We start from the raw sequence: 20497 nt of genomic DNA, 5'->3' as shown, positions 1-20497 counted from the left end.
TTGATCCGCGCTGGTATCATTAACCTTCAATAATAGCTGTTTGAGTAAATCCGCTTCGTTAAGCAATGTAGGTAGTGTGCAGACTTAAGCCGTTAGCTGATGTCATAAAGCAAATATCACACTTGCAGAGCGCTCCAACGGATGCTCACTCATATTGAATTGATTCCCCCGGTGGACGCCTCAGATGCTACAGACTGTGTTCGCCCTGTCTGACCGGTACAACGTTAAAGTTGGTCAGCTGGTGACTCTGGGAAGGACTATGGCTCACTACAAGACGAAACGTTGCCTTATTGGAGAGCACAACAAGTTGTGCCGGTTGAACGTATAGCAGCGGGAGCACATCTTTGTTGTTCGTCCTTAGTGTGTTTTGTAGATATGTCCACTGTTTCGTCTGAGTGCGGGACTGTCACCACTGCTTGTCATTGATCTATGTGCGACGCAGCATGCTTACCATTTTCTCAATCATTGTTGGTGTAAACCCTACCCCGCCTGTTCACCCTCGAATATAGTGGTGTTTTAAACAGTGCCGGGCTTGAACGCCTGGTTTTATTGATATCAATAAACTAGCTTACCTGGCGAGTGTTATTGGTGGCCGTCGAAACCTGTGGTTTGGAAGCTGGCCCACGATAGAGAGTTAGCAGTATCCCTGATAAAAAGGGGATAAGCAGCAGCAGTGAATCCCGGCTGATGCTCGTACCACTTAGCTGGTTTTCAAGAGCTATCGCCACCAAGGGGAAAACCAGGAACACAAGTGAGGCTTGAAAAGGTTTAGCAAACTGCTGCAAAGCAAAGTAGCACAGGATGCCGCCAACACCCGCTACAATGCCCAGATAGGCAATTGCCAGCAGCGCCTGAGGTGCAAAATGGCTGAAGTCAGGAGCTTCGCTTAATCCGATCAGTGTGAGTAGCATACCCGCCCCCAGGCAAGGCAAGGCGTTATAGCTCAATACAGAAATTCCCGCACAGCGCTTTTTACACTGTACGTACATGGTAGCGTGAATCAGAACGGCGGCAACCAGGGCTGTAATTCCCTGCAGTAAACTGTCACCTCTGGAATGTGTTTCCTGCCACAGAATAGTACAAAGTGTGACGGTACTGATTGCCAGGCCAATCAGCTGTTGTAAACTGGTTTTTTCCCCAAGGAAAATCATTGAGGCCGCGAGTACTGCCGCTGGCATGGTGGCGAAAATAATGGCCGCCAGGCTGGAAGTAGTAAAACGTTCCCCATAGATCATCAACGTAAAGGGAATTGCAAAATAAAACAACATTACGGCAAGCTGGAAAAACCGCTGCCCGGCAGGAAATAGCAGCGGCGCTTTTTTGTAGCGCGCCAGCGCTATCAGCAGCGGTGACGCACAGAGAAAGCGTAGGCCGGTGGCGAATATCGGGGGAACCGTCGCCACGGTAATTTTCATTGCCATCCAGGTCGTACCCCATGTCAAAGCAACAGCGATGAATAACCCGCTGATTAGTAGGTTCCGTTTTATTTTCTGGTTCATGCTGACTTTCCCTGAGGTATATTAATTTGTGCATATTAACCAAAATATGAGAGAAAAGGTTACTATAATGGCACTACGTAAATCTCTTTTTGGAGAAATTTTTGCTAAACAATAACCTCGATGATAAAGATCTTATGCTGCTTAATTTGCTGCAGAAGGATTGTATGCTATCTCTGCAGGCGCTGGCGGATGCAGTACATTTGACGACAACTCCATGCTGGAAGCGTCTGAAACGTCTGGAGGATGAGGGATATATCCTTAGTAAAGTAGCGCTGCTTAATAATGAGAAGCTTGGGTTATCGCTTACGGCATTTATGATGATTAAAACGCAGCAGCACAACCGGGAATGGCTCGGGCAGTTTGCCGAAGCGGTGCAAGTCATGCCGGAAGTCATGGCCTTTTATCGTATGGCAGGTGAGTATGACTATTTGCTGCATGTTCAGGTGGCGGATATGAAAAGCTATGATGCGCTTTATAAAAAGCTGCTAAATAACGTTGATGGACTCATTGACGTAACTTCCAGTTTTGCAATGGAGGAAATAAAATACACTACTGCACTGCCAGTGCTGATACACGAGGCCTGAAATTCGCTCGTTAATTGAGGTTTTTTTGTGAGACTGTTCAGTCAACTTCGTCACTTTTTCCTGCGCGAATGGCGTCGCTATCTTGGAGCGGTATCGCTGTTAGTAATAATAGCGCTGCTTCAGCTTATACCGCCAAAACTGGTAGGAGTCATCGTCGACGGAGTGGCTCAACAGCGCATGACAAGCGCGACGTTGCTCATGTGGATTGGTCTGATGCTGTTGGCCGCCCTGATAACTTATCTGCTGCGCTATGTGTGGCGTATATTGCTCTTCGGCGCCTCATACCAGCTGGCGGTAGAGCTAAGAGAGGACTTTTATCGCCAGTTGAGCCGCCAGCATCCTGCTTTCTATCTGCGCCACCGTACCGGTGACCTTATCGCCAGAGCGACCAATGACGTTGATCGGGTAGTGTTTGCTGCTGGCGAAGGCGTGTTGACGCTAGTGGATTCGCTGGTGATGGGCATCATGGTCTTGCTGGTAATGAGTACTTCTATTAGCTGGCAGTTGACACTGCTGGCTTTACTCCCCATGCCGATCATGGCGGTGATCATCCACCGCTATGGTGAGCAATTACATCAACGCTTTAAAACTGCGCAGGCGGCTTTTTCCTCGCTAAACGATCAGGTTCAGGAAAGTCTTAGTAGTATACGCATGATCAAAGCGTTTGGTCTTGAAGAGCATCAGTCAAAAAAGTTTACCGCAATCGCTGGCGACACGGGTGCAAAGAACATGCGCGTCGCTCAGATCGATGCCCGTTTTGACCCCACGATTTATCTGGCAGTTGGTTTGTCAAATTTGCTGGCGATGGGGGGTGGAAGCTGGATGGTATGGAGGGGAATTTTATCCCTCGGACAGCTGACCAGTTTCATCATGTATCTGGGATTGATGATTTGGCCGATGTTAGCACTGGCCTGGATGTTTAATATCGTTGAGCGCGGCAGTGCGGCCTGGACACGTATTCAGGCGCTACTGGCCGAGGTGCCGACCGTTGTAGATGGTTTCGTTACTGTACCACAGGGGCGTGGATTACTGCAGATTGCGGTTCGTCAGTTTAGCTATCCTGGTAGCCGGCAGACTGCCTTACTTCATTTGATTGTGGACCTTAAGCCGGGACAGATGCTGGGACTTTGCGGTCCTACCGGCAGCGGAAAAAGCACGCTACTGAGTTTGATTCAGCGTCATTTTGATATTGAGCAAGGTGAAATTCGCTTTCACGGAAAGTCATTAACGCTTTTCCGGCTGGATAGCTGGCGCAGTCGCCTGGCTGTGGTCAATCAGACGCCTTTTTTGTTTTCCGACACGGTGGCTAATAACATAGCACTTGGACGTCCCGGTGCAAGTCGCGAAGAAATTGAGCAGGCTGCGCGTCTGGCGAGTGTTCATGATGATATTTTGCACCTGCCGCAGGGGTATGAGACTCAAGTGGGGGAGCGCGGCGTTATGATGTCGGGAGGACAAAAACAGCGTATTTCAATTGCGCGGGCACTACTACTCAATGCAGAAATTCTGATCCTTGACGATGCGCTATCCGCAGTAGACGGGCGGACTGAGCACCAAATCCTGCACAATTTACGGCGCTGGGGGTGCGGAAAAACACTCATCATCAGTGCCCATCGCTTGTCGGCTTTAGTGGAAGCGAATGAAACGTTGGTATTGAAAATGGGCGCAGTGGAGCAGCGAGGAACACACAGCCAGCTCATCCAGCGGCCGGGCTGGTATCAGGATATGTACCGGTATCAGCAGTTAGAAGCGGCGCTGGAAGATGAGGATCACGAGGTGCCTTACTGTGGCTAATGTTTTTCAGCTTTGGCCAACGCTACGCCGACTGCTTGGCTATAGTTCTCTCTGGCGTAAGCCAATAATAAAAGCTGTACTTATGTTGTGGATTGCTGCTTGTGCAGAAGTGCTTGGGCCAGTTTTGATCAGTTATTTTATCGATAATATGGTTGCACAGCGAAGCATGCCACTCGGACCAGTTATCTGCATATTTTCTGCGTTTGTGCTGTTACAGGTACTGGCTGCGTTACTTCACTATGGTCAGTCGATGCTGTTCAGCCAGGTGGCGGTTGGCGTGGTGCAACGCCTGCGTAGCGACGTCATGGACGCGGCATTACATCAGCCACTTAGCACCTTCGATATGCAGCCGGTAGGGCAGATTATTTCCCGCGTAACCAACGATACGGAAGTGGTCAGGGATCTGTATGTTACTGTGCTGGCGACAGTGTTACGCAGCGCTGCATTGATCGGTGCCATGTTGATCGCTATGTTCAGCCTTAACTGGCAAATGGCGCTCGTTGCGCTGATTATTTTTCCACTGGTACTGGCGGTGATGCTCATTTATCAGCGTTACAGCACCCCTATCGCCCGACGCGTTAGAAGTTATCTTGCTGATATAAATAACGGTTTTAATGAAGTTATTAACGGAATGAGCGTCATCCAGCAATTTCGCCAGCAGGCGCGTTTTGGCGAGCGAATTGGAGAGACGAGTCGCTCTCACTACCTGGCACGTATGGAAACGTTGCGCCTTGATGGCTTTTTGCTGCGACCGCTACTGAGCCTGTTTTCTGCCTTTATTTTGTGCGGGTTAATGCTGCTGTTTGGTTTTTCTCATGCAGGTTCAGTGGAAGTGGGCGTTCTGTACGCTTTTATCAGTTATCTTGGGCGTCTCAATGAACCGTTGATTGAACTAACCACTCAGCAGTCGATGCTGCAACAGGCGGTGGTTGCCGGTGAGCGAATATTTGAGCTGATCGACGCGCCACGGCAGGCGTATGGATCTGATGATCGGCCGATGCAGAATGGTGAAATCACTATCTGCGGTCTGAGCTTTTCTTACCGCAGTGGTCATAAGGTGCTGCAAAATATTAACCTGTCGGTCGCGTCAAGAAGCTTCGTTGCGCTGGTAGGTCACACCGGCAGCGGTAAAAGCACTCTTGCCAGTCTGCTGATGGGCTATTATTCCCCGCAACACGGCACAATCTTGTTATCTGGCCGGCCGCTATCGAACTATTCCCATCGATCTCTGCGTCAGGGCATTGCTATGGTGCAGCAAGATCCGGTTGTTATGGCGGACTCGTTTTACGCTAACGTTGCCCTGGGCCGACCGCTCTCAGAGGCAGTGATCTGGCAGGCATTGGAAAGCGTGCAGCTGGCCGGGTTGGCTCGGGCGATGAGCGAGGGCTTGCATACGCCTCTGGGAGAGCAGGGTAATAATCTCTCCGTGGGGCAAAAGCAGCTGTTGGCGCTGGCCCGGGTGCTGGTTGATCCCCCGGAGATACTGATCCTTGATGAGGCCACGGCAAACATCGATTCAGGTACCGAACAGGCTATCCAACAGGCGCTACGAGCAGTACGAGAGAAAACAACGCTGGTGGTGATTGCCCATCGTCTTTCTACCATTGTTGATGCTGAAAACATTATGGTTTTGCACCAAGGCCAGGCTGTGGAGCAGGGGCGTCACGAAGAATTGCTGGCTCATAAAGGGCGCTATTGGCAAATGTACCAGTTGCAGCAAGCCGGTAAAGCGCTGTCAGAAAACGTCATCTCAAAAATCTAGCCTTTTTTACGACAAACCGGCGTACAACCATCCATTCGCGGTTAACGCACTGCTTTAACGCACGGCGCACCTTAATAGTGCGCAGCGTTGTTTCCGTATCCTTTTTCTTCCCCATTTTTCCCCGAATATCTGGTGGGGAGGCCCGCGAGCCATGTTTAACGTGGTGGAAATTTAACTATCGTCATTTTTGGCACAGCCTTTGCTTTAAAAAGCATATGTAAGGTGTCTGACCTTATCTAATACCTGGAGGGGATCACATGAAGCTGGTTACCGTAGTCATTAAGCCATTCAAGCTGGAGGATGTCCGCGAGGCGCTCTCTTCTATAGGTATTCAAGGTCTGACAGTGACCGAAGTTAAAGGGTTCGGGCGTCAAAAAGGACACGCAGAGTTGTATCGTGGTGCTGAATATAGCGTTAACTTTTTGCCTAAAGTGAAGATTGATATTGCGATTGCAGACGATCAGATCGATGAAGTTATTGATGTAATCAGTAAAGCGGCTTACACCGGAAAGATTGGCGATGGCAAAATTTTTGTTGCCGAATTGCAGCGGGTGATCCGTATCCGTACTGGCGAGGTTGATGAGGCAGCGCTGTAACTATCTGGCAGCAATAGGGTAAGGGGACGGTGAAAATGAATAAAAAAATGATGAAATCCGCACTGGCAAGCCTGGTATTTTTACCATCGCTGGCGATGGCTGCGGCGCCTGCTGTAGCCGATAAGGCTGATAACGCATTTATGATGATTTGTACAGCGCTGGTATTGTTCATGACTATTCCCGGCGTCGCAATGTTTTACGGCGGGTTGATCCGCAGTAAAAATGTGCTCTCAATGATGACTCAGGTTTCAGTCACTTTTGCGCTGGTTTGTGTCTTGTGGGTACTGTACGGCTATTCGCTGGCTTTCAGCGAAGGTAATGCCTTCTTTGGTGGCTTAGGCTGGGGAATGCTCAAAGGCATTGCTCCTACGGCATTGATGGGCTCTTTTTACCAATATATTCACATTGCCTTTCAGGCATCGTTTGCCTGTATTACGGTTGCATTGATTGTCGGTGCGCTGGCTGAACGTATTCGCTTCTCGGCTCTGCTGATTTTCTCGATTATCTGGTTAACTCTGGCTTATCTGCCAATTGCGCATATGGTCTGGGCTGGTGGATTTCTCGCAGCAGATGGCGCTATGGATTTTGCCGGTGGTACTGTCGTTCACATAAACGCTGCCGTAGGCGGGTTGGTGGGTGCCTACCTGCTTGGTAAACGTGCCGGATTCGGTAAAGAGGCCTTTAAGCCACATAGCTTGCCAATGGTGTTTACCGGAACCTCCATCCTCTATGTGGGCTGGTTTGGTTTCAACGCAGGGTCTGCTGGTGCTGCAAATGAAATCGCCGCGCTGGCTTTTCTTAACACCGTTACGGCAACGGCTGGCGCGATGTTAAGCTGGACCTTCGCCGAATGGGTGCTGCGTGGAAAACCGTCTTTGCTGGGGGTGTGCTCCGGAGCAATTGCCGGACTGGTTGCTATTACGCCGGCCTGTGGCTATGTCGGTGTAGGCGGTGCATTACTCATCGGCCTGATTGGTGGTGTGGCTGGCGTATGGGGTGTCTCCGGCCTGAAGCGTTTGTTGCAGGTTGACGATCCCTGCGATGTATTTGGCGTTCACGGCGTGTGTGGCATCGTTGGCTGTATCCTGACCGGCGTTTTTGCCTCTTCTACTCTGGGCGGCGTCGGCTATGCCGCAGGTGTAACGATGGGGCATCAGATATGGGTTCAACTATTTAGTGTGGGCGTTACCATCATCTGGACAGCGATAGTTGCACTGATTGGTTTTAAAGTGGCGGATATGATTGTTGGACTGCGCGTACCTGAGGATCACGAACAGGAAGGGCTCGATGTTAACAGCCACGGTGAGAATGCCTACAACCAGTAAGTGAGTGTCGGAATCTAATCGTTTTAAAGGGAGGGGGGAGCTAACGGCTCCTCCCTTCCCGCGTTTACTGGTTTTAAGATTGATGAACCCTTATTACGCCTTCCTGCGCGCTTGAAGCAACTAACTTGCCGCTCTGAGTGTAAAACTCACCGCGAACGAAACCCCTTGCGCTTGATGCAGAGGTGCTCTCCACACTGTAAAGTAACCATTCGTTTAAATCGAAGGAGCGATGAAACCACATGGAGTGGTCGATAGTTGCTACCTGCATTTCCGGTTCGAGAAAACCTTTACCGTGCGGCTGAAGTGCCACCGCTAAGAAGTTAAAGTCTGAGACGTAACCCAGTAAATATTGGTGAAGATGATAATCGGTAGGAACTGGACCATTTGCCCTCAGCCACACGCAACGATGTGGTTCGTCAACATGACCTTTCAGCGGGTTGTGAAAAGTCACCGGGCGGATTTCAAATGGCTGCTCTGCCAGAAACTTATCGCGCATGGCGAGAGGAAGTGAATGGGCCAATTGCTTTGCGTTGTCTGCTTCAGAGCATAATCCATCGGGCCCCCGAACGTCAGGCATCGTCTTCTGATGCTCAAATCCTTGTTCATATCCCTGAAAAGAGGTCGTCATATAAAAAATAGGCTGGCCCTTCTGCATAGCTTTAACGCGGCGGGTGCTAAAACTTTTACCATCGCGTAGAGTTTCAACGTCATAAATTATGGCTTTTTTGCTATCGCCTGGTCGTAAAAAATAGCTGTGGAAAGAGTGGATAATGCGATCCGTCGGTACTGTTTGTTTTGCTGCACAGATAGCCTGGCCGACAACCTGTCCGCCGAATACCTGACGTAAACCCAGGTCCTCGCTTTGACCCCGAAACAAACCTTCTTCCAGTTTTTCAAGATTGAGCAGCGTAAGTAAGTTATTGAGCGCTTGTCCCATAGCTGTCGTCTCCTTAGCTATAAAGCAGTGTGTGAAAATGCATTCGTTAACGCAATCGCTGAGGTTAAAAATACCCTGAACTGACAGCAATAACGTTGTCCGATGGGGGTCAGGCAAAAAACAGTAACCTGTGCCAAAATTAATTCAACGGGGTATCTGGTCTGTAGATTTCAGCTGCCTGTGTCGTCTCACATTAATTATAAGGGGAAAACAATAATGAAATTCTGGCTGGTTTTAAGCGCTGTTGTGCTGGCGGCAACCATCTCTGGCTGCACGAATAAAAGTAACGATGTTGCTACGCCTACCTTGGGATCGGAGGTAAGGGGGGTGCAAACTGCGTTGAGACAACCAAACGTCAGTGGTGACGTATTGATACGTCAGAAAGTGGCTTTACCTGCTGACTCCGTACTGACAGTTACGGTTTCAGATGCTTCCTCCTCCAATGCTCCTTCGAAAGTTATCGCCCAGCGTGTGATGAGAACCGATGGCAAACAGCCACCATTTCACTTTGTGCTGCCTTACAATCCCCGTGAAATTCAACCCAATGCGCATATTATTTTGAGTGCAGCGGTGGTGGTGAAAGGCCAGCTGGTTTTTATCACTGAAAATGCCAAACCGGTTATTAATCAGGGGGGAATCCGGCAGGATCTGGTACTGATTCCGGTTCCTTCAGTAGCCGTACCTGCCGGTACAGGAGCAACAACTAAGGTACCTTCAACCTCGCCAACTCAGGTAACATCTTCTGTAGCCGTCCCTGCGCCAACCAACATGTAAATTTGAATAAAGCGGTGTCTGGCGCCGCTTTATTTTTAGATCTTCCAACGGTAGCGAGACAGTGAAATCTTGCCTTCATGGCTGACATCAATACCTTCTGCTATCAATGCTTCGCGCTGACGAGATAAATCCGGTCCGGTTAAAGATATCTGTCCGTTCCGGTTAACCACCCGATGCCAGGGGAGTTTGCTTCCCTCTGGTAAATGTTTAAGTACTCCACCAACCTGGCGGGCGGCACAAGGCGAACCTGCCAGCATGGCAATATCACCATAGGTTGAAACGCAACCACGGGGAATTGCGGCAAGTACCTGATAAACCCGTTGATAAAAGTTAGCCCCGGCGTCCATTTTCAGAACCAAAATACCTTCAGTTGTTGAATAAGGGATTATTTAAATAAATTTTGAGCGATTATGGGCAAGAAATCATCGTTTGCCCTGGCTGAGCTTGCATTTGGCAGGTTCATCATCGATAATGCCTGCGCTCTGGAAACAGAGCAATCAATGGAGGCTTTGTTGGTTCTCCCGCAATGCTAACCTGTGAACCCGGTCAGGTCCGGAAGGAAGCAGCCGCAGCAGATGACGCGTGTGCCGGGATGTGGCTTGCAGAGCCTCCACCACTTATGACGCTAAGTCAATTCGCTCTCACCCATTTCCAGTAATAAATTCTATTTCAGCGAACATATTTCCAGACAGAAACAGGGACTTTGTCATAAAGTTTGTTCATCGTTAGTTCTGCCAGTCTATGATCGGCAGCTGAATAGAATATCGCCAGCTCTTCATCAGATAATTCGTACTTGTTTTTTTCTATTACTCGTTCGAGTGTGTCGATAGAACGACAGCGGCGAAGCCGCATAAGATAATCATTTTTAGTAAGAACTTTTTCAGTCATTTTTAAACCGTAGTATAAATAATGAGTTACTGATAAGTGTGGCTGGGATCAGACGCCCATTGCCTACTTTTTTCAGCAAATATATTAAACAGATTGCCAGCAGAGTGTTGCCAGCTCTGTAGCTGCTGGGCGTTGATTCCATAATTGCTAAAAAGCATATAGGTATCGTCCAGGTATTCATCTACTTGAGCTGAGAAATCATCTTGCTGGTGTTTAATCTTGTAATTCATCATAAAAGCTGCAATGTGTTCAACCAGTTCATTGAGCTGAATATTGAGTGCTGATGTTGGATCATTTACCCAGCCATGATGACTTTCACCCAAACTCGCAAGACTTTCATCATATAGGTACTGGCATAAGAATTTTAACTGAGCGATATCATGCCTTTTTGGTGAGTATTCGTCCATCTTTTTCCCCTTAGGTAGCAAACAAACTGCCACGTTAAACACACCTGTACAGCGAGTGATTAGTCAGGAAATGAGCAAACTCTGTGTAAACTAATGTATCATATTATTGTGTTGAAATGAGTAACGTTGCGCATCAATAATGATGATTAGAAAAATTTAATTTTTAAATTTATCATTAGTAAAGGATATATAACCGTATTATTAAATAATAAATTAACAATGAGAATTTTTAAGTTCAGCAAACGCTCGTGTAAGACATCGACTAACGAGAGCGCTGAGTTATGACCTGTATTGTTGCGTAATTTCCTCAAACCCTTCGAAAGTAATAAGTCTGTTGTCGTAGAATAAAATACGCTCAGCTTACGTGGATCTATCTAAAATATTCTTTAAATTTATTTCTAATTCTCTCTGTTTCTGAAGCAAAAAACTTGCCAACTAGTGTTGATTGCGATGATTTACGTTATTTGAGAGATAATATTCTGTGCTCTGCCACATGAGCGTAAACCACTGATACAAACGACAACAAGAAGTATAGATTATCCACTTAATGTTCATACAAAATGCCTCATTAGTAGAAAAACTATTATATATCATAGCTGAATTTTCATAATTTTCCTGCACATTGTCGAGTTTTTAGCTCCTTGATTCATCTGGTTATTATAAAATATTTTCTGCAATAGTTAGAAACACTTTTGCATTGCAAGAATTACGCTGTAGAGAATAATATGGTTGTTATGTTATAACATTTTTGGTTGTTTGATGCAGATGTTTTCCTCTAACTTTAGCTTGCTGACCTTATCCGCTCTGGTTCGATGCGCATTAGTTTTAATGCCAGCCGCCATGTTGTTGCTTATGTGTTGGTGGGCAACACTGGTATGATTACATTTAATCAGCTTCGCGTAGGATACCGGGGAAGGCCGGTAACCCCCGAAATCGATGGCGATTTAACGCAAGGATCGATGACCGCGCTGGTTGGCGCCAATGGCTGTGGGAAATCAACACTATTAAAAACGCTTGCCGGTGCTATTCCGCCCGTTAGCGGTTCAATTAGCCGCCCTATTCCGCCTGTGCGGTTTGCCTGGCTCCCCCAACATGCTGATATTGAAAAGCAGTTTCCGGTGTCTGTGTTTGATATCGTCGCAATGGGATGCTGGCCTTGTAACGGTTGGCTGCGGGCTGTTTCGCGCAGCCAGCGTGATGAGATTATGCTAGCGTTAGAAACCGTTGGCATGGATGCTTTTGCCAAAGCACAGCCGGGCACTTTGTCTGGCGGTCAGCTACAGCGTGTCTTATTTGCACGTATGTTAATGCAACAGGCGCAATTATTGCTGTTGGATGAACCCTTTAGCGGTGTTGATGAAAAAACCGTTGAGCTGCTGCTCTCTCTGCTCCATGAACGCCATCAGGCAGGTTGTACTTTGGTGGTCGTTTTACACGATTCGCAAACAGTAGAACGCCATTTTATGCAGACTCTGCGCATTACAAGTGAAGAGGTCAGCTGGGAGCAGGGTAGTGCAACGGTCGTTCCGCTGGCGACAGCATGCCGGGGAGAAGTGCCGTGTTAATGCATTTTATTCAACCCCTGCTCGAGTTTGGTTTTATGCGTCGGGCATTAGTCGCTTGTCTGGCACTGTCTGTCAGTTCAACGCCACTAGGCGTGTTTCTCTCTCTGCGACGAATGAGCCTGGTTGGTGATGCGCTCTCTCATGCGGTGTTACCTGGTGCAGCGCTGGGTTACCTTATCTCCGGATTATCATTGGTATCGATGGGAATCGGCGGCGTTATTGCCGGACTAACAGTAGCGATACTTTCCGGCGCAGTTAGCCGCTTCACCCCGCTGCGTGAAGATGCCAGCTTTGCGGGATTTTATTTGGGATCGTTGGCGCTTGGCGTGACGCTTGTTTCACTTAAAGGATCCAGCGTCGACTTGTTGAACGTTCTTTTTGGTTCATTACTCGCAGTGGATAACCCCTCATTGCTGCTGGTCACTAGTATTTCTTGCGTAACTCTGATTGTTATGGCGCTAATTTATCGTCCGTTGGTCATTGATGCGTTTGATCCCGGTTTTTTGCGCACGCAGAATCGTTGGAGCCCACCGCTAGTCCACGGCATATTTCTGCTATTGGTTGTTATCAACTTGGTTGCTGGTTTCCAGGTGCTGGGCACATTGATGTCCGTTGGGTTGATGATGCTGCCTGCCACGAGTGCCCGCTTCTGGAGCCAGCGCCTGCCCTGGCAAATTATCTGTGCAGTACTACTGGCGATCCTGGCTACTTTTACTGGTTTACTACTCTCATTCTATCTTTCATTGCCCGCCGGTCCGGCGGTAGTGCTCAGTGCGACAGGGCTATTTTTTATTTCGATTTTACTGGGATCTAACGGTGGCTTACTCAGTCGTCGTTCTCCTGTTTTTATGGCAAAGGAGTCAAAATGAAAAAGTTTCCCCTTACGTTGGCAGTAGCTGCGTTAAGTGTTAGTGCGGTTGTTCAGGCGAAGACGGTTGATGCTGTAGCCAGTTTTTCCATTCTGGGCGATATCGTCAAACAGGTTGGCGGTGAGCATGTGGTAGTTAAGACGCTGGTTGGTCCAAACGGTGACCCGCATACTTTTGAACCTACTCCACAAGATGCCCAGGCATTATCTAAAGCCAATGTCGTTTTTATTAGTGGACTGGGTCTGGAAGGTTGGATAAACCGCTTGATCAGCGCTTCAGGCTATCACGGTAAAGTCATTGTTGCTTCTGATGGGGTATCAACACGTTCAATGGAGGAAGATGGCAAGCAGATTACCGATCCCCATGCGTGGAACAGTATGAAGAATGGCATTATATATGCGCAAAATGTGATGAATGCACTTATCGCTGCCGACCCGAATGATGCGGCTTATTTTCGTCAGCACGGCACCGCTTATATAGAGAAATTGCGTACACTGGACCATTGGGCTTTAGATACGTTTGAAAAAGTGCCGCCAGCTAAGCGTAAAGTTCTCACCAGTCATGACGCCTTCGGCTACTTTGGCCAGCGCTATGGTATTACCTTTTTGTCGCCAGTGGGATTTTCCACTCAGTCAGAAGCCAGCGCCAGTGATGTCGCAAAACTTATTAACCAATTGAAACAGGAAAAAATACATACCTATTTCATTGAGAATCAGACCGATCCACGGCTGGTAAAACAGATAGCCTCTGCCAGCGATGCGAAGCCAGGCGGTGAACTTTATCCTGAAGCGCTGAGCAATAAAGGGGGTGTAGCTGCCACTTATATCCAGGCTTTTGAGCATAATGTTAAGGTGCTGGCAGCTGGCATGAAGTAAATGAATTGTGCTTTGATTATGTAAAAATCCTAAAGATTGGCTATCCAATAAATCGGGGTTTCGTATCTTTACTCGGCAGAAAAGAGTGATAGAAAAAGGCGGATCACATTCGATCCGCTAGCTGTCACTTCTACTTCATCTGAAGGCGATCCTTCAGCGCTTTTTCTTTCTTCCTTGCACCGCTTTAAACCGCGGATTAGTTTTGCAAATTACGTAGATGCGGCCATGACGCCGGACTACTTTGCAATCTTTATTGCGTGTTTTCGCCGTACGTAGTGAACTCAATACCTGCATAACTCAACCTTATCAGCGTGAATTGGCAAAACGGCCAAAACGCTGATTAAAGCGGGCAGCGCGACCCTCTCGAGTCAGATCTTTCTGCTTGCCGGTGTAAAATACGTGTGAAGCTGAAGAGACGTCGAGAGTAATATAGGGAAACGTCTTCCCGTCCATTTCAATAGTTCGTTCAGTTTTAATAGTCGAGCCGACTTTAAAATAGGCGTCGGCAGAAGTGTCATGAAAAACTACTGTCCGATACTCGGGGTGGATACCTTCCTTCATCATAATTTCCTGTATGTTATAACGTAACATATATTATGGCGATTTTATTCTCATTCGGCAACACTATGGGCGGTTTAAGAATAAAAAAAGAGGCCGCAGCAGGCGACCTCTTGATTAACATAACAGAGCAATTTAATGATGGTGTTGTGCTGTGTCTTTACCGGATTCAAAATTGGTTTTATGTCGTGAGAACCTTCGACGTACGACAACAAAGAATACCGGAACAAAGAATATTGCCAGTACCGTTGCCGTCACCATTCCGCCCATAACACCGGTACCAACCGCATTTTGCGCACCTGAACCTGCGCCGGTGCTGATAGCCAGTGGCAGTACCCCGAGGATAAATGCCAGAGAGGTCATCAAAATAGGACGCAAACGCATACGTACGGCATCAAGGGTGGCTTCGACCAGCCCTTTACCTTCAATTTCCATCTGATCTTTAGCGAATTCCACAATCAGTATGGCATTTTTCGCCGACAGTCCGATTGTGGTCAGCAGGCCGACAAGGAAGTAAACGTCGTTGCTTAGCCCGCGCATTGTCGTAGCAATTAGCGCGCCGATAACCCCCAGCGGAACAACCAGCATTACCGAAAACGGAATCGACCAGCTCTCATACAGTGCTGCAAGGCAAAGGAATACCACCACCAGTGAGATAGCAACCAGCGCTGGTGCCTGACTACCGGAGAGGCGTTCCTGATACGACATGCCTGTCCAGTCAAAACCAATGCCTTCTGGCAGTTGATGAGCCAGCTGTTCCATCAATGTCATTGCCTCGCCAGAACTCTTACCTGACGCAGCCTGGCCCAGAATCTCCATTGAGGGAAGGCCGTTATAGCGCTCCAGACGTGGCGAACCATAAATCCATTTTCCGGTAGCAAAGGCGCTTATAGGTACCATCGAACCGTTGCTGGCGCGCACGAACCAATTATCAATATCGCTTGGTAACATACGATACGGTGCCTGAGCCATGAGGTAGACTTTTTTCACGCGTCCGCGATCGATAAAGTCGTTAACGTAGCTACCGCCCCAGGCTGTACTGATCGTTGTATTGATGTCGCTAAGTGATACACCCAGCGCCATTGCTTTTTCCTGATCGATGGTCAGCTTGTACTGTGGGGTATTTTCAAGGCCGTTAGGACGAACACCAACCAGAGTATCGGGGTGCTGAGCAGCCATGCCAAGTAGCTGGTTACGTGCCTGGGTAAGCTTGTCATGACCGAGGTTCGCCTGATCAATGAGCTCAAAGTCGAAACCGGTAGCGGTACCTAGCTCAACAATCGCCGGCAGATTAAATGGAATAACCGTCGCGTCTTTGATCTGGCTGAGTGCTTTCATTGCCCGACTGGCAATTGCCGGAACTTTGTTCTCAGCGCCCTGGCGCTCATTCCAGGGCTTTAGGCTCATAAAGGCGATCCCGGTATTTTGCCCACGACCGGCAAAGCCAAAGCCGTTAACGGTAAATACCGACTTAACGTTATTCTTCTCCTTAGTCAGGAAGTAGTGGGTTACCTGATCGAGTACTTTCTCTGTTCGCTCCTGGGTAGCGCCGGCCGGCAGCTGCACCTGAGCCAGCAGCAGACCTTGATCTTCCTCAGGCAAAAAAGATGACGGCAGTTTAATAAACAGATATCCCATACCCACTACAATAACAAGATAGATAATCAGATAGCGCCCGGTGCTGCGAATAATATGGCTGACACTGTCCGTATAGTGATGAGTGCTTTTTTCGAAAACCCGATTAAACCAGCCAAAAAAACCGGTGGTTTTGCCATGGCTGCCTTTTTGCACCGGTTTAAGAATGGTGGCACATAGCGCAGGGGTCAGGATCAGTGCGACGATGACCGACAGGATCATGGCCGATACAATGGTAATGGAAAACTGACGGTAAATTACGCCAGTTGAGCCGCCGAAAAAGGCCATCGGAATAAATACCGCCGATAACACCAGCGCGATCCCAACCAGTGCGCCCTGGATTTGCCCCATGGACTTTCGCGTTGCTTCTTTGGGCGGTAATCCTTCTTCAACCATCACGCGCTCGACGTTTTCGACCACGACGATAGCGTCATCCACCAGTAGCCCGATCGCCAGCACCATACCGAACATTGTTAGCGTATTTATTGAATAACCAAAGGCGCTGATAATAGCAAATGTACCGAGCAGCACCACCGGAACCGCAATGGTTGGTATAATGGTGGCACGAAAGCTTTGCAAAAACAGGTACATGACTAAAAATACCAGCACGATAGCTTCGGCTAGGGTTTTTACCACTTCATTAATTGAAATTTTAATAAAGGGCGTAGTGTCATAGGGATAAACCACTTTCAACCCTGCAGGAAAGAAGGGTTCCAGTTTACTCAGTGTGGCTTTTACCGCATTAGCGGTATCGAGTGCATTTGCACCGGTGGCCAGCTTAATACCGATACCAGATGCTGGCTGGCCGTTATAACGAGCGATCACATCGTAGTTTTCACCGCCAAGCTGAATTTTTGCTACGTCCCGTAGCAGTACGCGTGAACCATCGTTATTAACCTTCAGCAGAATTTTTCCAAACTCATCGGTGGACGTAAGGCGAGTTTGAGCAATGATAGAGGCGTTTAGCTGCTGACCTGGCACTGGCGGTGTTCCGCCTAACTGGCCTGCGGCAATCTGGGTATTTTGTGCTTTTAACGCGTTGATTACATCAACCGGCGTCAGTTGATAATCATTAAGTTTGTGCGGATCCAGCCAGATTCGCATTGCATACTGTGCCCCAAAGATTTGCGTATCGCCAACGCCAGGTGTACGACTAATGGGATCTTTAATATTCGAGGCAACATAGTCTGCGATGTCATTTTGGTTCATGGTGCCGTTGGTACTAATAAAACCGGCCACCATAAGGAAGCTGCTTGATGACTTCTGCACTTGGACACCCTGTTGCTGCACCTCCTGCGGCAACAGCGGCATTGCCAGCTGAAGTTTGTTTTGCACCTGAACCTGGGCGATATCCGGATTGGTACCGGACTGGAAAGTCAGCGTCAGCTGCATACTGCCGGATGAATCGCTGCTTGAGGACATATACATCAGTCCATCAATGCCATTCATATTCTGTTCTATAACTTGTGTCACCGAGTCTTGCAGGGTCTTGGCATCAGCACCCGGGTAGCTTGCGTTAATCTGAATCGCCGGTGGAGCAACTTCAGGATATTGCTCGATCGGCAGTTTCAGAATCGACAACGCGCCAGCCAGCATAATAATGATGGCGATTACCCAGGCGAAGATGGGGCGATCGATGAAAAACTTAGCCATGGATCAAAATTTCCTTTGAGGCTTATTTATTTTATTCAGACAGGGTCTGAGGCGCAGCGTTCTAATTTTTTGCATCCTGGTCGCCCACTTCCTGTGGTTTGACTGAAATGCCGGGTTTCACACGTTGCAGACCGGTAACGATGACACGATCGCCAGGTTTAAGCCCTTTAGTAACCAGCCACTTGTCCCCGATGGCCTGTGTGGCATCGATTGTGCGCAATTGGACTTTATCGTCTGCCCCTACAACCATGGCAGTTGCCTGACCAGTTGGCGTGCGTGTTACTGCCTGCTGGGGGACCAGCAACGCATCTGGATTGGTGCCTTCTTCGAGGCGAGCACGGACAAACATGCCGGGTAGCAGGTTTCCATTAGGATTCGGGAAAATAGCCCGCAGCGTAATTGAGCCGGTAGTTTGATCGACCGTCACGTCTGAAAACTCCAGCGTACCGGTCTGAGGATAAAGAGTACCATCCTGGCTGATCAGCCTGACCTGAGCTTTACCCGCAATCTGCTTAAGTTTTCCGTCCTCCAGCTCATTGCGTAGGCGCTGATAGTCTTCACTTGGCTGGGTAACGTCAACATACATCGGATTGAGCTGCTGCACGGTTGCCAGCGCAGAGGTTTGTCCGGAGCTTACCAGCGCCCCTTCAGTGACGGCTGATTTACCAATACGACCACTAATGGGCGAGGTAACCTTAGTGTAGGCAAGATTGATACGTGCGCTTTCGACTGCAGCTTCGGCGACTTTCACTGCCGCTGCGGTTTGTGCTTCGTTGCCCAATGCGGTGTCATAATCCTGTTGGCTGATATATTGGGTCTTTAACAGAGACTTATAGCGATTCAGCGTCATTGCGGCCACTTTTGCATTAGCTTGCGCCTGAGCCAGTTGACCTTTGGCGCTGTCATAGGCGGCCTGATAAGTTGCCGGATCAATCTGATAAAGCGATTGTCCTGCCTTTATTTGGCTGCCTTCCACAAAGTTACGCTTGAGAATAATGCCGGAAACCTGAGGGCGAACCTCGGCTATACGGAACGGCAAGGTGCGACCTGGAAGGTCGGTAGTGATGGTCATTGATGTGCTTTTTAGCGTAACAACTCCAACTTCAGGTGGTTGCTGATTGGCTTGCTGACCATTTTTATTATCACAACCTGTCAACGCTAAGCTGCCAGAGAGCATCAGAACGACCGCCAAAGGCGAGATCCTTCTGTTTTTGTTCATAAATAACCCTCGAATATCCAATATCGAATGTTTTGTTCAATGGCGTCGTAATATCTGATAACCCATTGCTACGTTTAAATTATGGTCGTACTATGGTACATACGTTCACAACTGTATGTAAATCGGCCTGAATGTAAAGAACCTCCTTTATGGCACGAAAAACCAAAGAACAAGCTCTTGTTACAAAAAAACAGATCATTGATGCGGCCATTGCCCGTTTCCTGGAGTTTGGCGTTTCGTCTACCTCGTTGTCAGACATCGCCAGCGCGGCTGGTGTGACGCGTGGTGCCATTTACTGGCATTTCAAAAATAAAACGGATTTATTAGATGAAATACTGATTCAGTCAGCATCAGGCTTAGAAAACTTAGAACGAGAGTATCGATTAAAATACCCCGCAGATCCACTGTCTGTGATGCGGGCAATGCTGACATACATACTCCAGGCGACGGCTTGCGACAAGTATCGACGTTCACTTTCGGATATCATCTTCCACAAATGCGAATTTGTTGGCGAAATGAAGACTCTGCAGCTGATGCAGCAAAATCTCTATCTTGAATGCTATGAAAAAATTGAAGATGTATTACACGAGTGTATCGCTGCAGGTCAATTGCCGTCGGGGTTGATGACGCGCCAGGCTGCAGTCATTATTCGTGCCTACATGACGGGCCTGATGGAGAACTGGCTGTTCATGCCGGACAGCTTCAATCTGGAGCAGGATGCACCTAAGCTGGTTTCAACATTGATTGAAACCTTACAGCACAGCTCATTGCTGTCTCAATCAGCGATGGAGTTCTCCTGACCAGACTGCAATCTTCTTTGGAAATCACGTTTAACAATCTCCAGAGCTGCAAGAATGGTCTCAGTCTCGATGGTGTTTTCTTCTAATAGCATGATTAGATCTACCGCCAGTTTGACTTCTGGCGGTGCCTTTTCCAGCGTCATTTATTCCTCCGGCAAAAAAATGGCGTGATTGCTGTTTCAGTTAACCATCGTCACTGTCCTGTTATTGTAGTGTTATTAGTCGTTTTCGCGGTATTCAATGCGTCGTTCTATTTTTTTCAATGCCTGTCGGCAGCGTTGAAGTCTACCTTCCAACGCGGCAATTTCGCGCTGAAGCTTTGGCGCACCGGAGGAGGCACACTGTTCAAGCTGTCTTTCACGATCGGCTATCATAGCTTGTAGGCGACGTTCATAATCCTGATGTTCGGAGAGTAACTCATAGAGGGTTTTACCCGGCTCCGCGTGTGCTGGTTCTGTCTTGCGCAGCGATTGCGTGGCCAGCTCACGCTCCAGTGCAGCGATTTGTTGTACCAGACGTTCGGCAGACCATGCTACTTGCTCACTGCGATCATGGGCTACGGCATGGCTGAGTTGTGTCATATTACGCTCGGCTTCCCGCAGGCAATCTATAAGCCTCAGACTCTGGCTATGAAATAACTGATTGTCAAAACGCGCCCGTACGCTACGCTGTTGAAATACCGGTTCCAGTCGTTCAGCCAGTCCATTCAGCTTGGCCCGAAGCTGCGCCAGCAGTCGATCGCTTTTCATCATTTATC

Annotated in this window: 21 protein-coding genes and 1 other RNA gene; 11 read left to right on the top strand and 11 right to left on the bottom strand. The window is 48.3% G+C overall.

Annotation, left to right across the window (positions count from 1 at the left end; translation table 11 throughout):
- Positions 1-563: 563 nt before the first annotated feature.
- Complete coding sequence (locus BM191_RS10270) at positions 564-1499, bottom strand: DMT family transporter (protein ID WP_092877828.1); 936 nt, start codon at positions 1497-1499, stop codon at positions 564-566.
- A gap of 101 nt (positions 1500-1600) precedes the next feature.
- On the opposite strand from BM191_RS10270, the gene BM191_RS10265 reads away from it, so the two are divergent.
- The 5 genes from BM191_RS10265 to amtB all read left to right on the top strand — a co-directional run bounded on the left by BM191_RS10265 (position 1601) and on the right by amtB (position 7560).
- Complete coding sequence (locus BM191_RS10265; protein ID WP_092878030.1) at positions 1601-2083, top strand: Lrp/AsnC family transcriptional regulator; 483 nt, start codon at positions 1601-1603, stop codon at positions 2081-2083.
- A 27-nt stretch (positions 2084-2110) separates the two neighbouring features.
- Positions 2111-3877, top strand: coding sequence for a SmdA family multidrug ABC transporter permease/ATP-binding protein (locus BM191_RS10260; RefSeq protein WP_092877826.1), 1767 nt, complete (start codon positions 2111-2113; stop codon positions 3875-3877).
- Positions 3870-5639, top strand: coding sequence for a SmdB family multidrug efflux ABC transporter permease/ATP-binding protein (locus BM191_RS10255; protein WP_092877824.1), 1770 nt, complete (start codon positions 3870-3872; stop codon positions 5637-5639). The genes BM191_RS10260 and BM191_RS10255 overlap by 8 nt, the downstream gene beginning before the upstream one ends.
- A gap of 257 nt (positions 5640-5896) precedes the next feature.
- Positions 5897-6235 (top strand): P-II family nitrogen regulator, encoded by a 339-nt coding sequence (gene glnK, locus BM191_RS10250; protein ID WP_092877822.1) that lies wholly within the window; start codon positions 5897-5899, stop codon positions 6233-6235.
- Positions 6236-6270: 35 nt separating this feature from the next.
- A complete protein-coding gene (gene amtB, locus BM191_RS10245) occupies positions 6271-7560 on the top strand; it encodes an ammonium transporter AmtB (RefSeq protein WP_092877820.1) in 1290 nt (429 codons plus the stop codon).
- A 73-nt stretch (positions 7561-7633) separates the two neighbouring features.
- Here the strand turns inward: amtB and tesB are convergent, their stop codons facing one another.
- Positions 7634-8497: an acyl-CoA thioesterase II gene (gene tesB, locus BM191_RS10240; protein ID WP_092877818.1), complete on the bottom strand. Its 864-nt coding sequence runs from the start codon at positions 8495-8497 to the stop codon at positions 7634-7636.
- Positions 8498-8713: 216 nt separating this feature from the next.
- On the opposite strand from tesB, the gene BM191_RS10235 reads away from it, so the two are divergent.
- Positions 8714-9271 (top strand): YbaY family lipoprotein, encoded by a 558-nt coding sequence (locus tag BM191_RS10235; RefSeq protein ID WP_092877816.1) that lies wholly within the window; start codon positions 8714-8716, stop codon positions 9269-9271.
- Positions 9272-9306: 35 nt separating this feature from the next.
- Here the strand turns inward: BM191_RS10235 and BM191_RS10230 are convergent, their stop codons facing one another.
- Entirely contained in the window at positions 9307-9618 is a 312-nt protein-coding gene (locus BM191_RS10230) for an MGMT family protein (protein WP_092877814.1), read from the bottom strand.
- Positions 9619-9781: 163 nt separating this feature from the next.
- On the opposite strand from BM191_RS10230, the gene ffs reads away from it, so the two are divergent.
- Positions 9782-9878, top strand: an RNA gene (ffs, locus tag BM191_RS10225) — signal recognition particle sRNA small type.
- A 62-nt stretch (positions 9879-9940) separates the two neighbouring features.
- Here the strand turns inward: ffs and BM191_RS10220 are convergent.
- Both BM191_RS10220 and tomB read right to left on the bottom strand, forming a co-directional pair.
- A complete protein-coding gene (locus tag BM191_RS10220; RefSeq protein WP_092877812.1) occupies positions 9941-10159 on the bottom strand; it encodes an HHA domain-containing protein in 219 nt (72 codons plus the stop codon).
- A gap of 26 nt (positions 10160-10185) precedes the next feature.
- Positions 10186-10566, bottom strand: a complete 381-nt coding sequence (gene tomB / locus BM191_RS10215; RefSeq protein ID WP_092877810.1) for an Hha toxicity modulator TomB — start codon at positions 10564-10566, stop codon at positions 10186-10188.
- A gap of 812 nt (positions 10567-11378) precedes the next feature.
- On the opposite strand from tomB, the gene BM191_RS10210 reads away from it, so the two are divergent.
- From BM191_RS10210 to BM191_RS10200, 3 genes are read left to right on the top strand one after another with little or no spacing between them, the layout of a single operon-like run.
- Entirely contained in the window at positions 11379-12131 is a 753-nt protein-coding gene (locus tag BM191_RS10210) for a metal ABC transporter ATP-binding protein (RefSeq protein ID WP_230479573.1), read from the top strand.
- Positions 12131-13000, top strand: a complete 870-nt coding sequence (locus BM191_RS10205) for a metal ABC transporter permease (RefSeq protein ID WP_092877808.1) — start codon at positions 12131-12133, stop codon at positions 12998-13000. Before BM191_RS10210 ends, BM191_RS10205 begins: the two co-directional genes overlap by 1 nt.
- Positions 12997-13875 (top strand): metal ABC transporter substrate-binding protein, encoded by an 879-nt coding sequence (locus tag BM191_RS10200; RefSeq protein ID WP_092877806.1) that lies wholly within the window; start codon positions 12997-12999, stop codon positions 13873-13875. Before BM191_RS10205 ends, BM191_RS10200 begins: the two co-directional genes overlap by 4 nt.
- Positions 13876-14028: 153 nt before the next feature.
- Here BM191_RS10200 and ykgO read toward each other — a convergent pair whose 3' ends face one another.
- The 4 genes from ykgO to BM191_RS10180 all read right to left on the bottom strand — a co-directional run bounded on the left by ykgO (position 14029) and on the right by BM191_RS10180 (position 18940).
- Positions 14029-14169 carry a type B 50S ribosomal protein L36 gene (gene ykgO, locus BM191_RS10195; RefSeq protein ID WP_092877804.1) on the bottom strand — a complete coding sequence of 47 codons (141 nt, stop codon included), beginning with the start codon at positions 14167-14169 and terminating at the stop codon, positions 14029-14031.
- Positions 14170-14181: 12 nt separating this feature from the next.
- Positions 14182-14436 (bottom strand): type B 50S ribosomal protein L31, encoded by a 255-nt coding sequence (locus tag BM191_RS10190; RefSeq protein WP_092877802.1) that lies wholly within the window; start codon positions 14434-14436, stop codon positions 14182-14184.
- A 132-nt stretch (positions 14437-14568) separates the two neighbouring features.
- Positions 14569-17721 (bottom strand): multidrug efflux RND transporter permease subunit AcrB, encoded by a 3153-nt coding sequence (locus tag BM191_RS10185; RefSeq protein ID WP_092877800.1) that lies wholly within the window; start codon positions 17719-17721, stop codon positions 14569-14571.
- Positions 17722-17782: 61 nt separating this feature from the next.
- Positions 17783-18940 carry an efflux RND transporter periplasmic adaptor subunit gene (locus tag BM191_RS10180; protein WP_092877798.1) on the bottom strand — a complete coding sequence of 386 codons (1158 nt, stop codon included), beginning with the start codon at positions 18938-18940 and terminating at the stop codon, positions 17783-17785.
- Between the two features lie 149 nt (positions 18941-19089).
- Here BM191_RS10180 and acrR point away from each other — a divergent pair, with 149 nt between their 5' ends.
- On the top strand, positions 19090-19740 hold the full coding sequence (gene acrR / locus BM191_RS10175) for a multidrug efflux transporter transcriptional repressor AcrR (protein ID WP_092877796.1): 651 nt from the start codon (positions 19090-19092) through the stop codon (positions 19738-19740).
- Here the strand turns inward: acrR and rsmS are convergent.
- Together rsmS and priC are read right to left on the bottom strand one after the other, a co-directional pair.
- Positions 19716-19883 carry a pleiotropic regulatory protein RsmS gene (gene rsmS, locus BM191_RS10170; protein WP_092877794.1) on the bottom strand — a complete coding sequence of 56 codons (168 nt, stop codon included), beginning with the start codon at positions 19881-19883 and terminating at the stop codon, positions 19716-19718. The two genes, acrR and rsmS, sit on opposite strands and share 25 nt — an antisense overlap.
- A 75-nt stretch (positions 19884-19958) precedes the next feature.
- Positions 19959-20489, bottom strand: coding sequence for a primosomal replication protein PriC (priC, locus tag BM191_RS10165; protein WP_092877792.1), 531 nt, complete (start codon positions 20487-20489; stop codon positions 19959-19961).
- Between the last annotated feature and the right edge of the window lie 8 nt (positions 20490-20497).

This window comes from Izhakiella capsodis (assembly GCF_900115045.1).
Lineage (GTDB): Bacteria > Pseudomonadota > Gammaproteobacteria > Enterobacterales > Enterobacteriaceae > Izhakiella > Izhakiella capsodis.
The sequence above is the reverse complement of the archived record's forward strand: the minus strand, read 5'-3'. Positions and strand labels throughout refer to the sequence as shown.

What these genes read in the sequence shown, in the direction of transcription:
- tesB (WP_092877818.1), bottom strand. Translation starts at nt 8,497, where the DNA reads ATGGGACAAGCGCTCAATAACTTACTTACGCTGCTCAATCTTGAAAAA.
- BM191_RS10230 (WP_092877814.1), bottom strand. Translation starts at nt 9,618, where the DNA reads ATGGACGCCGGGGCTAACTTTTATCAACGGGTTTATCAGGTACTTGCC.
- BM191_RS10185 (WP_092877800.1), bottom strand. Translation starts at nt 17,721, where the DNA reads ATGGCTAAGTTTTTCATCGATCGCCCCATCTTCGCCTGGGTAATCGCC.
- BM191_RS10180 (WP_092877798.1), bottom strand. Translation starts at nt 18,940, where the DNA reads ATGAACAAAAACAGAAGGATCTCGCCTTTGGCGGTCGTTCTGATGCTC.
- BM191_RS10235 (WP_092877816.1), top strand. Translation starts at nt 8,714, where the DNA reads ATGAAATTCTGGCTGGTTTTAAGCGCTGTTGTGCTGGCGGCAACCATC.
- glnK (WP_092877822.1), top strand. Translation starts at nt 5,897, where the DNA reads ATGAAGCTGGTTACCGTAGTCATTAAGCCATTCAAGCTGGAGGATGTC.
- acrR (WP_092877796.1), top strand. Translation starts at nt 19,090, where the DNA reads ATGGCACGAAAAACCAAAGAACAAGCTCTTGTTACAAAAAAACAGATC.
- priC (WP_092877792.1), bottom strand. Translation starts at nt 20,489, where the DNA reads ATGAAAAGCGATCGACTGCTGGCGCAGCTTCGGGCCAAGCTGAATGGA.
- BM191_RS10210 (WP_230479573.1), top strand. Translation starts at nt 11,379, where the DNA reads ATGCGCATTAGTTTTAATGCCAGCCGCCATGTTGTTGCTTATGTGTTG.
- BM191_RS10190 (WP_092877802.1), bottom strand. Translation starts at nt 14,436, where the DNA reads ATGAAGGAAGGTATCCACCCCGAGTATCGGACAGTAGTTTTTCATGAC.
- BM191_RS10205 (WP_092877808.1), top strand. Translation starts at nt 12,131, where the DNA reads ATGCATTTTATTCAACCCCTGCTCGAGTTTGGTTTTATGCGTCGGGCA.
- BM191_RS10270 (WP_092877828.1), bottom strand. Translation starts at nt 1,499, where the DNA reads ATGAACCAGAAAATAAAACGGAACCTACTAATCAGCGGGTTATTCATC.
- BM191_RS10200 (WP_092877806.1), top strand. Translation starts at nt 12,997, where the DNA reads ATGAAAAAGTTTCCCCTTACGTTGGCAGTAGCTGCGTTAAGTGTTAGT.
- tomB (WP_092877810.1), bottom strand. Translation starts at nt 10,566, where the DNA reads ATGGACGAATACTCACCAAAAAGGCATGATATCGCTCAGTTAAAATTC.
- BM191_RS10220 (WP_092877812.1), bottom strand. Translation starts at nt 10,159, where the DNA reads ATGACTGAAAAAGTTCTTACTAAAAATGATTATCTTATGCGGCTTCGC.
- rsmS (WP_092877794.1), bottom strand. Translation starts at nt 19,883, where the DNA reads ATGACGCTGGAAAAGGCACCGCCAGAAGTCAAACTGGCGGTAGATCTA.
- ykgO (WP_092877804.1), bottom strand. Translation starts at nt 14,169, where the DNA reads ATGCAGGTATTGAGTTCACTACGTACGGCGAAAACACGCAATAAAGAT.
- amtB (WP_092877820.1), top strand. Translation starts at nt 6,271, where the DNA reads ATGAATAAAAAAATGATGAAATCCGCACTGGCAAGCCTGGTATTTTTA.